This is a genomic window from Mycobacterium nebraskense (genome assembly GCF_002102255.1).
In the GTDB taxonomy this organism is placed as follows: domain Bacteria; phylum Actinomycetota; class Actinomycetes; order Mycobacteriales; family Mycobacteriaceae; genus Mycobacterium; species Mycobacterium nebraskense.
Map to the genome: position 1 here is coordinate 1 of NZ_LQPH01000151.1, position 15,902 is coordinate 15,902.

At 66.4% G+C, this 15,902-nt stretch carries 1 protein-coding gene and 1 pseudogene; one reads left to right on the forward strand and one right to left on the reverse strand.

What is annotated here, in order from left to right; all coding sequences use genetic code 11:
* Positions 1–390: 390 nt before the first annotated feature.
* A pseudogene (locus AWC17_RS21755) lies at positions 391–582 on the forward strand (DMT family transporter); the annotation flags it as partial.
* Between the two features lie 9 nt (positions 583–591).
* On the opposite strand, the gene AWC17_RS21760 reads toward AWC17_RS21755, so the two are convergent.
* Positions 592–15,816 carry a non-ribosomal peptide synthetase gene (locus AWC17_RS21760; protein ID WP_052742735.1) on the reverse strand — a complete coding sequence of 5,075 codons (15,225 nt, stop codon included), beginning with the start codon at positions 15,814–15,816 and terminating at the stop codon, positions 592–594.
* Between the last annotated feature and the right edge of the window lie 86 nt (positions 15,817–15,902).

Sequence of the window (15,902 nt, forward strand, 5' to 3'; positions counted from 1 at the left end):
TGGGCTACATGTAGTCAGTAGACAACCCAAAACCGCAGGTCAACACCCACCCGTCAACACATCAGGGGGAACTTCGGTTTAGTCTATTGGCCCATCTTCGTGTCGAGTTCATCGGAGTTACCCCTGTATATTCTTTGCGATTTCAGACTGTTGCGTCTCAGATCGACAGTGCGATGTGTATCTCATTTCGGGCATCCCAGGAACGACGACGTACATATCGCACCTATGGCTGGCGTAGGAGTGCGCTCGGGTCCGCGCAGCAGGTCTGTTCTGTATGGAGGTCTCGACGCGTACGTTCTCGTTCTGCGAGCGGGTGGCGATTCCTCTAGCCGCGGCTTCTGTGGGATTCTCATCGAGATAGCGGAGGCCATTCTCTCATCTTTGTGGCGGATCCTCGGGAGCATCGTGCTCGGCGAAACCTTGGCGGTCGGCGGCTGGTGGCAGTGGTCGGTCCTCGCGGCGGCGGCGGTGGTGATCGTCGCGACGGTGGGCCTGGCGCGCGGTGAGGCCGCCTCCGTGTCGGTCGGCGCCGGGCGCGACGTGAAATCCACCGACCGGCCCGAGGCGGCCTTCCAAGCTTGAGCGGGGCCGCTACAGCAGCCCGAGTAGCTGCAAGCCGATGACGTACTGGATGATGATGGTCGGCGAGACATGCGGAATGTCGTTGTCGGGGCCAACTTTCGCGTCTTGGACCGCGGCACGGAACCGATCGGTCGGCGCAACGGGACCCGAGATCGGCTCCGCCGGCTGCAAATAATGGGAATTCCTCGACAGCAACACCCCCAGAATTGAATGCTCGCGCTGTCGATCCGGCAGGGCGCGCAGCCCGGCCTCGAACCGGTGCAGCCACTCGCTGAAGTCATCGATGCGCTCGATCGGATAACCGGCCTCGATCAGCCAGTCGACGTACTCATCGAGCCCGATGCCGTCGTCGTGCTGATTCATCACGTGGTAGGTCTGGTACCCCGTCGACGATTCCCGGCCGACCCGGGTGCCCAAGGTGGCTATGGCCTCGGCGACGAATTCCACGGGTAGCCCGTCGTAGTGCGCGCGTTGCCGATTGCCTTGGGCGTCAAGCTGATAGAATGAACGCGGTGCAACGCCGGTGGCCACCACACTGAGTACCATCCGGGTGACCATGTCGGACAGATTGAGCTGGCCAGCATAGGTGGTGTCGGCCAGAATCATTCCGCTGCGGAAGACCGCGACTGGTAACCCACACAGGTCGTTGGCCTCCCGCAGCAGCACCTCACCGGCCCACTTGCTGTTGCCGTAGCCGTTGACGCGGCTGCCGTCGTTCTTCCGGCTGGGGCTGATGATCCGGATGTCGGCGTCCTCGGTGAACGCCGACGGCGCGATCTGATCGCCCACGTTGGCGGTCGACACGTAGGTGTAGGGCTTGAGCTTGGTGGTGAGCGCCAATCGGATCAGCTCGGCGGTCCCGACGACGTTGGGCACGAATAGCTCGCTGTAGGGCAAGACGCCGTTGACCACGGCCGCCGGATCGACGATCAGATCGACCGTGTCGGCAAGCCGCTGCCAAGTCTGTTGATCCAATCCCAAATTGGCTTCGCCCTTGTCGCCGGCGATGACCTCCAGATGGTTCTCGGCCAATTCCCGGAAATACCGCAGCAGCTGCGGGTCGCCGGTATCGAAGGTCTTCTCCAGACGCGCGCGGGCTTCCTCGTCGGGCTTGGCCCGCACCAGGCAGATCAGCTTTCCGTCGGCCAGTTCGAGCCATTCGAGCCATTGCAGCACCAGGTAGCGGCCGAGGAACCCGGTTGCCCCGGTCAGCAGGACGGTGCGTACCTCCGCGTTGGGACCCGGCAGCGACGGCGCGGCGCCCAGCGTGGTGGCGTCGATGAACTTGTCCAGCGTCAGGTCGGTCGCGTACACCTCGGTGGCGTCGGGCCCGTGCGCGGACACGAAGCGCGGATCGTCGGCGTGTTTGTCCACCTGTTGGCTCAGGCCGGCGACTGTGGGGGTGTTGAAGAGGGTGCGCACGGTCAGGTGGGTGTGCAGGGTTTTGTTGAGGGTGGCGATGAGGCGCATTGCGGATAGGGAGTCGCCGCCGAGGTCGAAGAAGGAGTCATCGATCCCGACGCGGTCCAGGCCGAGCACCTCGGCGTAGGTGTCGGCGAGGATGTGTTCGATGTCGTTGCCCGGCGCCCGGTAGTCTGCGTCGCGGTAGGCCGGTGCCGGCAGCGCGCGCGTGTCCAGCTTGCCGTTGACCGTCAAGGGCAACGCCTCGATCACCACCAGGGCGGCCGGAATCATGTAGGCCGGCAACCCTTCTCGCAGCCGCGCCCGCGTGGCGACCATGTCGAGTGCCCCCGGCACCGATTCGGTGACATAACCAACCAGGCGCTTGTCACCGGGGCGGTCCTCACGCACGATCACCACGGCCTGATCCACGGCATCCAAACCGTTTAGCGCCGTCTGGATTTCGCCGAGTTCGATGCGGTACCCACGGATTTTGACCTGCTCATCGATGCGGCCCAGATACCACAACTGTCCATGAGCGCCCCAGCGCACCAAATCCCCGGTGCGGTACATGCGCTGCCCGGGGGCCCCGAACGGGCACGCCACGAACCGCGATGCGGTCAGCCCCGCCCGGCGCAGATAGCCGGTGCCGAGTCCGCGCCCGGCCACGTACAACTCACCCACGGTGCCCGCCGGCACGGGTCGCAACCACGAGTCGAGGACGAAAAACGCCGCCCCGGGCACCGGCGCACCGATCGGCGGTGCCCCCGCCCCGGCGCTCAGTCGTGGACTGACCGCCACACACATGGTGGTCTCGGTCGGCCCGTAGGCATTGGTCATGATCCGGCCCGGCGCCCACCGATCCACCAGCTCGGCCGAGCATGCCTCAGCGGCCACCACCAGCGCCATCGACGTCAACGCCTGCGGTGACAGCGCCGAGACCGCCGACGGGGTTTGATGCAGCACCGTCACGTGCTCGTCAATCAGCAAGGCCTGCAGGTCTTCTGGCAGCGCAGCTACGGATTCTGGCACGATCACCAACCGCGACCCGTGTAACAACGCGCCCCAGATCTCTTCCACCGAGGCATCGAAGGCATACGAATACCACTGCGACCACACCTGACCCGGCCCCGACGGCAACCCCACGTGCAGCGACCCCAACAACTGCGTGACGTTGTGGTGAGTGGTCGCCACTCCCTTGGGGACGCCGGTCGTACCCGAGGTGTAGATGATGTGGGCGAGGTCGTCGGCAGCAGGCAACGGCAACCCTGTGCACGGCTTGGTAGTTAGCGCGGGGTCAGCAACATCGATGATCCGCACATCGTGCCCGTCGAACCGCGCCGCCAATCCCGTACTCGTCACCGCCGCCACCGGGCGGGCATCGCCAATCATGAACTCAATCCGCGCATCGGGTACCGCCGGATCGATCGGCAAATACGCCGCCCCCGACTTGAGCACGCCCAAAATCCCCACGATCGCGGGCACCGAACGCTCGAACAACACCGCCACGCACTCACCGCGGCGCGCGCCATGATCAACAAGCAAGTGCGCCAACCGATTAGCAGCCTGGTCCAACTCCCGATAAGTCATCGAGGCACCGGCACAACTGACCGCCACCGCCTCCGGGGTACGAGCCACCTGCGCCACGAACAACTCCGGAACGGACACCCGGACCACCGACTCACCCAACGCCGCCCGATTGCCCAGCGCATCGAGGCGCGCACGCTCGGCGGTATCGAGCACATCCACCGACGACAACCGCCGCAACGGATCGGCCGTCATCGCCACCAAAACGCGTTCCAGCCGATCAATCAGCGCCCCAACGCTTTCCACATCGAATAAATCGGTGCGGAATTCCACCGCGCCGCCGATTCCGGCGGGTTCGCCGTCCTCGGTGAAGCGTTCGCCGAGCGAAAATGTCAGGTCCATGCGCGCCGTGCGGGTCTTAAGCGGTAACTGGGTGATCCGCAGGTCACCCAAGCCCAGGGCCGCGGCGGGATCGTTGTCGTGGTCACGCAGGTTCTGCCAGGTCATCGACACCTGGACCAGGGGGTGGTGGCTAAGCGACCGGATCGGGTTGAGCCGCTCCACCAGCAACTCGAAGGGCACGTCCTGGTGTTCAAGAGCCTCCAGGCTGCGGGTCCGAACCTGGGTCAAAAGGTTGGCGACGGTGACGTCGCCGCCCAGATCGACACGCAGTATCAAGGTGTTGACGAAGAAGCCCACCAACTGATCGAGGGCGGCGTCACTGCGACCCGCGATTACAAATCCCACCGAAATATCGTTGTTCGCAGTGATTTTGGAGAGCATCACTGCGAGGGCCGCCTGGATGACCATGAAGCTGGTGGCATTGCGCTGGCGGGCCACCGCGCGCACCCGCTGTTGCAACTCCGCCGGCCATTCCACGGCCACGCTCGCACCGCGGTCGTCGGCAACCGACGGGTAGGGCCGATCGGTGGGCAGCTGCAGCCGCTCGGGCATCCCCGTCAACGCTTCCTGCCAATAGGCCAGGGCGACTCCGATGGGGCTGCTGGGGTCCTCGAGATCGCCGAGGTGGGCGCGCTGCCACAGCGTGTAGTCGGCGTATTGGACGGGCAATGCGGCCCACCCAGGGGCCTGCCCCGCACACCGGCTGGCGTACGCAGCCCCCAGATCGCTGACCAGTGGGGTCACCGACCAGCCGTCGGCCGCGATATGGTGCACGGTGGCGACGAGCACATGCTCGTCCTCGGCGACGCGAAAAACCTTTGCGAGCAAGGGGATGTGAGTTCCCAGCTCGAACAAGTGATGCGCGGCAGCGCCAACGGCCTCATCCAGTCGGGCGGGCGGCCATGCGGTGGCATCGATGACCTCCCAGCCGAAGTCCGCACGCTCGGCCGCCACCACTTCCTGGTAAGGCACACCGTCGCGATGCGGAAACACGGTGCGCAGCGATTCGTGCCGGGCCACCACGTCTGCCAGCGCCGCGCCTAGCGCGCCGACATCGAGGCGGCCGCTCAGCTGCAAGGCCGCCGCCATGTTGTAAACCGGTGAGCCGCCGTAAAATTGGTCGAGGAACCACAATCGGCTCTGACCGAACGACAAAGGGATCACGGCGGGCCGTTCGCCGGCCACCAACGGCTCCGGTGCGCCCCCGTCCGTACGGACCCTGGGCGCCAGTTGGGCGACGGTGGGTGTGTCGAAGAGGGTGCGCACACCAAGGCGGGTATTCAGGGTTTTGTTGATGGCGGCGATGAGGCGCATCGCGGTCAGCGAATCGCCGCCCAGGTCGAAGAACGAGTCATCGATGCCGACGCGGTCCAGGCCCAGGACCTCGGCGTAGGTGTCGGCCAGGATTTCCTCGACGGCATTGCTCGGTGCCCGGTACTTCGCGTCGTGGTATTCCGGTGCCGGGAGGGCGCATTTGTCGAGTTTGCCGTTGACCGTCAACGGCAGCGCCTCGATCGTCACGACCGCGGCCGGAACCATGTAGGCCGGCAGCTGCTTGGCCAGCTCGGCACGTGCGGCGGCCGGGTCGATGGTGCCGGTGATGTAGCCCACGAGACGTGAGGCGGCGGGGCGGTCCTCGCGGGCGACGACCGCTGCGGCGTCCACGCCGTCCAAACCGGCTAGCGCAGTGCGGATTTCACCAAGCTCGATGCGATACCCGCGCAGCTTGACCTGCTCGTCGACACGCCCCACGTAGTGCAGCTGCCCATCGGCGCGCCACCGCACCAGGTCACCGGTGCGATACATGCGCGCGCCGGGCGCTCCAAACGGGCATGCCACGAATCGCGACGCGGTCAACGATGCCCTGCGCAGGTAGCCGACGCCCACGCCGCGACCGGCCACATACAACTCACCGACCACGCCGGGCGGCACCGGCCGCAACCACGCATCGAGCACAAACAGCGCCGCGCCCGCCACCGGCGCGCCGATCGGCACCATCGCGTCCCCGGCCTCGAGCGGAGCGCTGATGGTGACATCCACAGTGGTTTCGGTTGGGCCGTAAGCGTTCGTTAGCACTCGCCCCGGCGCCCACCGATCCACCAATTCGGCCGGGCAAGCCTCGCCGCCCACGATCAACGCGGTCGATCCCAGACCGTCAAGCGACAACGCCGCCAAAGCAGAGGGGGTCTGGCTCAACACGCTGACCTGCTCGTCAATCAATAGCGAGCGCAGCTCTTCCGGTGATCCCGCTACTGCCTCGGGTACCACCACCAGCCGCCCGCCGTGCAGCAACGCACCCCAGATCTCGCGGACCGAGGCATCGAATGCGTAGGAATGCCATTGCGCTGAAACCTTAACGGGTCCCGGTGCGGCCAGGCCGGCGTCCAGCCCTTCCATTAGTTGGGTGACGTTGCGGTGAGTGACCGCAACGCCTTTGGGGACGCCGGTGGTGCCCGACGTGTAAATGATGTGAGCGATTTCTTCGGCAGCCGGCACCGGTGGCGCGAAGCTGGGCTGGGCGTCGACCGGCGCGTCGACGTCGAAGACCTGCAGGTTGTATCCGTCCAGCCGGCCGGCCAACTCGGCGGTGGTGATTGCGGCGATCGGCCCGGCGTCGCTGAGAATGAACCCGATCCGGGCATCGGGGACCGCGGGATCGATGGGCAAGTACGCAGCCCCGGTCTTCAAGACGGCCAGGATGGCGACGATTGCCTCAGTCGAGCGCGAAAACAGCAGCGCCACAGCCTGACCCGGTCCCACTCCCTGGCCGGCCAAGAGGTGCGCCAATCGGTTGGCGGCCTCGTCTAGCTCGAGATAGGTCATCGAGCGGCCGGCGCAGCTGAGCGCCGTCGAATCGGGCGTGCGGTTCACTTGTGCCGCAAACAGTTCCGGTATCGACACGCTGACGACAGGCTGGGTCAACACCGCGCGATTGCCCATCTCGTCCAACCGCGCGTGTTCGAGCTCATCGAGGACGTCGATGGAGGACAACCGGCGGGTGGGATCCGCCGTCATCGCCGTCACCACCCGCTCCAACCGGGTGATCAGCGTCTCGATGCTTTCCGCGTCGAACACATCCGTGCGGAATTCCACCGTCCCGGAAATCCCGGCGGGCTCACCGGCCTGATTCCACCGTTCGGCCAGCGAGAAGGTCAGGTCCATCCGGGCGGTGTGAGTGTCCAGCGGCATCGGGGTGATGTGCAGATCGCCCAAAGCGAGTCCCGCAGCCGGGTCGTCGTGCTGCCCGGGAAGGTTCTGCCACGCCAAGGCCACCTGGACCAGCGGGTGATGGGCCATCGATCGGGTCGGATTGAGCCGGTCCACCAATACATCGAAGGGCACGTCCTGGTGCTCGTAAGCGGCAAGACTGCGCGAGCGAACCTGGGCCAACACTTCGGCCACGCTGCGATCACCGGCCACCTCGACCCGTAACACCAGTCTGTTGACGAAGAAGCCCACCAGTTCATCCAGCGCGGAGTCACGCCGCCCGGCGACCGGGAACCCCACCGCCACATCGCTAGTCGCGCATAACTTGCCCAGCAGCACCGCTAGCGCGGCCTGCATCACCATGAAACTGGTCGCGTCATGCTCACGGGCCAGCGCGCGCACCCGCCGCTGCACTTCGGCGGACCACTCCACGACCGCATTGGCGCCCCGATAATCGGCTACCGGCGGATACGGCCGATCCGTCGGTAGCTCCAGGCGTTCGGGGATTCCAGCCAGAGCCTTTTCCCAGTAGGCCAACTGGTCGGCGATCGGGCCGTCGCTGTCGTTGAAATCCCCGAACCGGGCACGCTGCCACAACGTGTAATCGGCGTACTGCACCGCCAGCGGCTCCCAGTCGGGGGCCTGCCCGCCACAACGGCTGGCATAGGCCACCCCCAGATCACGCACCAGCGGCGTGATCGACCACCCGTCGGCGGCGATATGGTGCACGGTGGCCACCAGCACATGCTCGTCTTTGGCGATCCCGAAAAGCTTTGCACGTAACGGTGTTTCGGCCGCCAGGTCGAACGCGTAGCGCGCTACACCGTCGATGGCCTCCTCCAGACGGGCCGCGGACCAGCCACTGACATCGACAACCTCCCAGCCCAGCTCCGCCCGCTGCGGTGACACGACTTCCTGGTACGGCACACCGTCGATGTGCGGGAATACCGTGCGCAGCGATTCGTGGCGACCCACCACATCCACTAGTGCGGCCCCCAACGCATCGGCATCCAGACACCCGCGCAGCCGCAGCCCCACCGTCATGTTGTAAACCGGTGAGGGCCCGTGCAACTGGCCAAGGAACCACAACCGGCTTTGGGCAAACGACAACGGAACCAACGCGGGCCGTTCACCGGCTACCAACGGCTCGCATCCACTCCCGTGCTTACCGAGATGGGGCGCAATCTGGGCGACGGTGGGGGCGTCAAAGAGGATGCGCACGGTCAGATCGGTGTGCAAGGTTTTGTTGATGGTGGCGACCAGCCGCATTGCGGACAGGGAATCTCCGCCAAGGTCGAAGAAGGAGTCATCGATGCCGACGCGGTCGAGTCCCAGGATGTGAGCGTAGACGCCGGCAAGGATTTCCTCGACGGCGTTCGACGGGGCGCGGTATGCGGCGTCGCGATATTCCGGCACCGGCAGCGCCCGGCTGTCCAGTTTGCCATTGACCGTCAGGGGCAGCGCCGGCACGACCACGACGGCGGCCGGAACCAGGTAGGCCGGCAACCGCTCACCCAGTCGGGTGCGCGCGGCGCCAGCATCCAGCGCACCGCTCACCGATTCGGTGACATACCCGACCAGACGCTTGTCACCGGGGCGATCTTCGCGAACGATCACCGCCGCCTGATTCACATGATCTAATTCGGTTAGCGCTAATTGGATTTCGCCCAACTCGATGCGATACCCACGGATCTTGACCTGCTCATCGGCGCGCCCCAGATACTGGAGCTGCCCATCGGGGCGCCAACGCACCAAATCCCCGGTGCAGTACATACGCGTCCCAGGACTTCCGAAGGGACATGCCACAAAGCGCGACGAGGTCAGCCCGGCCCGACCCACGTATCCAGCGGCTACCCCTTGACCCGCCACATACAACTCGCCGACCACACCCACCGGGACCGGCCGCAACCACCCGTCGAGCACGAACAACGCCGCCCCGCCCACCGGGCCACCGATCGGCGGCGTCCCCGAACCGGCCGCCAAGGGCGCACTGACCGTCACCACCATCGTCGTCTCGGTCGGCCCGTAGGCATTGAACATCACCCGCCCCGGCGCCCACCGATCCACCAACTCCGCCGAGCACGCCTCGGCGGCGACCACCAACGTCACCGACCCCAATGCCTCTGGAGACAGCGCTGATACGGCGGACGGAGTCTGGGTCAGGAAGCTGACTCGTTCGGCGGTCAGCAAGGCCTGAAAGTATTGTGGCACAGCGGCTACCGACTCGGGCACCACCACCAGCCGAGACCCGTGCAACAACGCGCCCCAAATCTCCCACACCGAGGAGTCGAATGCATAGGAGTGCCACTGCGACCACACCTGTCCGGGCCCCGACGCCAGACCCAGGTGCAGCGACTCCAGCAACTGCGTCACGTTGTGATGAGTGACCGCAACACCTTTGGGCACGCCTGTTGTCCCCGACGTGTACACAATGTGGGCGATGTCATCACCGGCCGGCACCGCCAATCCCGCACTGGACTGGGCAGCAATGCCAGGATCGTTTACGTCAACCACCGACAGTCCGTACCTGTCGAACCGCGGAGCCAACTCCGCGGTCGTCACCGCAGCGACGGGTGCGGCATCACCGAGCACGAATTCGATCCGCGCATCCGGCACCGCGGGATCGATCGGCAAGTACGCCGCTCCGGACTTCAGCACGGCCAAGATCGCGACGATCGCCTCCGCCGATCGCGAAGACAGCACCACCACACACTGACCCGGTCCGGCGCCCAACCCAACCAGCAAGCGCGCCAGGCGATTAGAGGCCAGATCAACCTCGCGATACGTCCACGAATCCTGACCACAACTGATCGCCACCGCCTCAGGCGTACGGACCACCTGCGCGCCGAACAAGTCCGGTATCGACGGCCCGGCCACCCCCTTGCTCAACACCGCGCGATTGCCGAACTCAGCCAGCCGAGCATGCTCGTCGGTATTCAGCAAGTCCACCGTCGACAACCGCCGCAACGGATCCGCCGTCATTGCCAATAGCACCCGCTCCAACCGATCCGCCAGAGCCCCAACACTTCCCGCATCAAACAACTCGGAGTCGTATTGGATGCCCAGCGCCAGCCCGGGGCCTGGTATGGCTTGTAGGGTCAATGGGTAGTGGGTGGATTCGTGGCTGGTGAACTCGGTGATGGCCAGGTCGCCGAGTTCCATCGAGGCCGCCGCGTCGAGAGGGTAGTTCTCGTAGACGAACAGGGTGTCGAACAGCTGGTCGTGGCCGGTGATGCGGTGAATCTCGGACAGCGCCAGGTGTTCGTGATCCAGCGTGTGCTGATTGGCGTTGTGCAGCTGGCTCAGCAGGTCAGCGATAGTAGTCTGCGCCGTCACTTGCGCCCGCACCGGCACCGTATTGATCAGCAGGCCCACCATCGATTCGACCCCGACCAGGTCGGCTGAGCGCCCCGAGACCGCGGCACCGAAGACCACGTCGCGCTGTCCGGTCAGCGATATCAACAGCTGCGCCCAGCCTGCCCGCAGCACGGTACTGATGGTGGTGTGGTGCGCCCGTGCCAGTTGGTGCAGCGCGCGGGTGGTCTGCTCGGAGAGCCGGTACGATTCCATGCCTCGCGACCCCGGCCGTTGCCGGTGCGGGGAGCCCACCAGCGTCGGTGTATCGAAGCCGGTCAGCACGTCTCGCCAGGCCGCCTGGGCGGAATCGAGGTGTCGGCCGGCCTGCCAGGTCACGAACCTGCGGTACGGCACCGGCGCGGCCAGGCGCTGTTCATGATAGGCGGCAAAGATTTCCTGGAGCAGGATCGGCAGGGACGAACCATCGAGCACCACGTGGTGGTTGGTGAGCACGAACCGGTAATGGTTTGGGGCCGTGCGGATTAACGCCACCCGGAAGACGGGTGGATTGGTCAGGTCGCAGACCGCGACGCACTCGTCGGCGCACAATCGTGCGACCAGATCGCCGAGCCCGGCGTCGCCATCGAAATCCACGTAGCGCCAAGGCACCGCGGGTTCGGCGGGAATGATCTGCACGGGTGGGTCGATTTCCGGACAGAAGCGGGCGGCCAGGTTAGGGTGGCGGTTGACCACGGCGTGCACCGCGGCACGCAGCCGGTGCGGGTCGAGTGGGCCGGCTATGCCGATGTTCAGCTGAATGGCGTACAGATCGACGCCGCCGGGTGGGGCGGTTGTGGCGTAGAAGAACAGTCCCTGTTGAAGTGGGGTGAGAGGCAATATGTCGGCAACGCGGTCGTGCCGTTCGAGTTCGTCGATCTGCTGCTGGGTCAGACGTGCGGGGGCCACGTCCGACGGACTGAGACCTCCCCCGCCGAGGCGCACGTGTGCGCAGATCCCGGTCAGCGCCTCAAACCACAACTGGCTCAACCGGTTTACCTGAGCGTGATCCAGCGCGGAGGTCGCCCATGTCCAGTTGGCGTGCAGCTGCGGGCCGGCGTCGCTGTCCAGGGTGCCGGCGTTGAGTGCCACGGTGTGGGTCAGCGGCGTGGGCACCGCGGTTGCGACGGCGGTGGCCGACAAACTGTCGAGGCTGGGCCGCCATACTTCTTCGGAGAGCTCGGCCGTGCCGGCCAGTCGGCCCAGGTAGTTGAACATGAGCACGGGGTCGCAATCACCCAGGTCGACATCGGAATTGAGGTAGCGCAATAGCCCATAGGTAAGGCCGTCGGGCAGTAGGCGGAGCTGTTCTTTGGCCTCTTTGATCACCGCGCCCAGTGCGGCCTCACCGGTGACCACCTGCGCCCAATGCAGGCCACCGGCGTGCAGTACCACCGGGTATTTCGCGGTGAACCAGCCCACCGTGCGGGATAGGTCGCCATCGGCGCTCAGCTCCTCCTGGCGCCCATGGCCCTCCACGTCGATACCTATCGGCGCCTTGGTGTTGCCCGAAAGCTGCACGACCGCCAGCGCGAATGCGATCAACAGAATGTCTTGCACGCCAGCGTGAAACGCCGCGGGGACATCGCCGAGGAGCATGCGGGTCGTCTCGGCGTCGAGTAGCGCCGACAGGTTGCCGGCGTTGGCATGGGTATCGATGCGTCGAACCGTCGGCAGTGCGGCCGGGGTGGCCGAGACCTGGCGCCACGCGTCGGCCTGGGCCGCCACCTCGGGGCCGCGCGCGTACTCACCCAGCAGCGAGGACCACCGGGCAAAGGAAGTGCCGCCCGGCGGCAAACACATCGGCTGCCCGCTGCGATGCTGGGCCCACGCGATGTTCAAGTCTTCTAACAGGATTCGCCAGGAAACCCCGTCGACGGCCAGGTGGTGGATGATCAACAGCAGCTGGCCGGTGCCTGCCGCCCAGAGCGCGCTGAGCATCACCCCGGCGCCCGGATTCAGCCGCGACCGCGCGTCGATGATCGCCTCACGGGAGAGTTCGTTGACCGACCGCACGCATCCGCCGGCGTCCACTGAGCCCGCGTCGGGCACCGACAGCGACCATTCCCCGGCGCCATCGTCGCCGACGCGCAACCGCAACATGGCGTGCCGATCCAGCAGGGCCTGCAGGACCGCCACCACGTCGGCCTCGCTGACCCCGGCCGGGGCCTGCACCAGCATTGTCTGGTTGAACTGATCGACCGGGCCCTCAATGTTATGCAACCACCGCATGATTGGGGTCGCGACCACCTCACCCACGCCCGGGTCGGCCACGTGATCATCGCCGGTGGCCATCGTGGCGACCCGGGCCAGCCGGGCCACGGTCTGCTCGACGAAAACGTCACGCGGGCGGCACATTACGCCTGCGGCCCGCGCGCGGGTCACCACCTGCAACGACATGATGCTGTCGCCGCCCAAGTCGAAGAACGAGTCGTCGATCCCCACCCGCTGCACGCCCAGGACTTGGGCATAGATGCCGGCCAGAATCTCTTCGACCGCGTCGCCCGGGGCCCGGTATGTCCCGGCGGAGTATTCGGGCGCCGGGAGCCCGCGAACGTCGAGCTTGCCGTTGGCAGTCAGCGGCAGCGCGTCGATCGCCACGATCGCCGACGGGACCATGTAGGCGGGCAGCCGCTCGCCGAGCCGGGTACGGAGCTGGGCGGGGTCGGCGCTGCCGGTGACGTATCCGACTAGACGCAAGGCAGCGGGGTGGTCCTCGCGCGCGATCACCACCGCGGCCGTGATGCCGTCCAGTGCGGCCAGCGCGGCCTGCACTTCGCCGGGTTCGATGCGGTGTCCGCGGATTTTGACCTGCCCGTCGGCCCGTCCGAGGTAGCGCAGTCGCCCGTCCGGGCCCCAGCACACACGGTCCCCGGTGCGATACATCCGTGTTCCGGTGCCGCCGTAGGGATCGGCGACGAATCGCTCCGCGGTCAGTTCGGGCCGGCCCAGGTAACCGTGCGCCAGGGCGGGGCCGCTCAGGTACAGCTCGCCGACCACCCCGACCGGGGTCGGGCTCAGGCGCGCGTCGAGGACCAGGGCGCGCACCCCCGGAATGGGCGCACCGATGCCGACCGGCTGTCCCGGCGCAAGCGGTGCACTGCAGGTAGCCCAGATAGTGGCCTCGGTGGGGCCGTAGGCGTTGAACATCCGCCGGCCCGGTGCCCACGTGGTGACCAGCTCTGCCGGGCACGCCTCCCCGGTCGCGATCAGCGTCCGCACATCGGGTAGCCGGGTGCGATCCAGCGACGAGAGCACCGTCGGGGTGAGCACCGCCGCGCTGATTTGCTGGTCGCGCAGCAGCGCGGTCAGCGCTTCGCCGGCGGAGGCCTCCGGTGGTGCCACCACCAACGTCGCGGTCGCCCCGACCGCCAGCAGCAACTCGCCGACAGACACATCGAACGTCGGGGCGGCCACCATCAGCACCCGCGCGCCACCGGTCAGCCCGAAAGCACGGTGGTGGGCGGCTACCCCGTGCAGACCAGCGTGGCTCACCGCCACCCCTTTGGGGACGCCGGTGGAGCCGGACGTGAAGATCACGTGGGCGGTGTTGTCCGCCCGCAGCGGGGCGAGCCGGTCGGCGTCGGTGATCGGGGCCGTCGACCGCCCGGACATGTCCAGGCCGTCGACGGCGAGCACTGGGCGCGACCCGACACCGGCCACGGTGTCGCCGCCGCGGGTCAGCACACACAACGCCGCGACCGTGTCCAGCACCGTGGCGATGCGCTGCGCCGGATGCGCCGGGTCCAGCGGCACATACGCGCCGCCGGCCTTGAGCACCGCCCACCACGCCACGACCAGTTCCAGGCAGCGATCCATCGCCACGCCCACCGCGGACTCCGGGCCGACCCCAGCCTCGATCAGCGCCCTGGCCAGCCGTGTCGAGGACTCATCGAGCTCGCGATACGACAACCTCCGGGTACCGTCGACCACCGCCACCGCGTCGGGCTCGGCCGAAACCGCCGCGGCCAACAGCTGCGGCGCCACCCCCACCGGTGTGGATGCACCGGCGCCGGACCAGGCCGAGGTGACCTGGTCACGCTCACCGTGATCCAGCAACGACACCTCGCCCAGCGCCTCCGAGGGATCCGCCGCCAGAAGGCGGTCGAAAAGTGACTCCAGACGGGTTATGTGCCTTGCGATTTCGTCGTCGGTATAGCGGTCGGGATTCCATCCGAAGTGAACCTGCGGCGCTTCGTCGTCCAGCTGCGGGTAGACGCTGAGCGCGATGTCTTGGATCGGGAAGTTGGTCAATACGGTGCACGTCGCCAGCGAGGGCCCGAAGTGAATGGGTTCCGCGAAGCCGAGGACGTTGATCACCGGCCCGAACTCGACGTTCGTGTCGAGACGGGCCCCGTCTCCGATGATGTCCGGGAAACCCCCGAACTGCTGGTGGCGCAGCGCACCGACCAGGGCCGTGCCGACCCGGTCGGTCAGTGCGCCGATGGTGTCGGTGTCTTCGACACGGATGACCAGCGGCACCATGTTGGATACCATGCCCGCACACTTTTTCAGCGCCGCGGTGGTGCGCGCCGACACCGGAAGAGACAATGAGATCTCTTGGCGTCCTGTTGTTTTCGCGATGAATACGGCCATCGCCACAACGACCCTGGCAACGTCGAACCGGTGATTCTCCGCGAGCCGATGCGTGCACTCCAACTCGCGCGTCAACTGATGGCGTGGCGGCACCGACCGCTGCGTGCCCGCCAGGTCGACGACTTCCAGCGGCCCGCGCACGACGGTCTTCCAGTACTCGGCGTCGGTAGCGCTGCGCGAAGACCGTTGGTATTTCAGATCCGCGTCGCGGATTACGGCGAACCCCGAGAAATCGACTTCGCCGGTCTGTGCCGGCGCCCCGGAGTAGACGTCCGCGATGTGCCGGATGAAATTGTTGGTGCCATACCCGTCCAGCAGAACGTGGTGGGTGCGCAGGTAGAAGTAGGACAGACCGTCGGCGATCCGCAGCAGCGCAAAGTTGGTGAGCCGGTCACGGACCAGGTCGACCGGCCGGCGGTAGTCCTCATCCATCCAGCTGCAGGCGGCTGCGACCGGGTCGGGCTCGGCACGCAGATCAAGAGTGTTCAGGGTTTGCGGAATCGAGTGATCGAGCACAAAGACGGGCTCGCCATCGACCAGCGCTACCCGCGCGCACGGTGAGCCGAATCGGGTGGCCGCCGATTCACAAGCGGCCATGAGCTTTTCGGGGTCGACATCGTGATCGATCGCGAGGAACCCGGCAAAGTTGTACGGGACTTCAGGCCGAAGTTCTTGGGCGGCCCATATCGCGCGTTGCGCGATGGTCAACGGCCCCAGCAGGTCTGGTTGCGTACCGTAGTTGAGCATCTGACGACGAACTTTCTAGTTGGGCGAGCGTGTGGACGACTCGCGACGTTGGCATCGTTGGGCCGCCTTATGTCACAGTCGATACG

Coding starts and splice junctions, on each gene's coding strand:
- AWC17_RS21760 (WP_052742735.1), bottom strand. CDS start 15,816: ATGCTCAACTACGGTACGCAACCAGACCTGCTGGGGCCGTTGACCATC.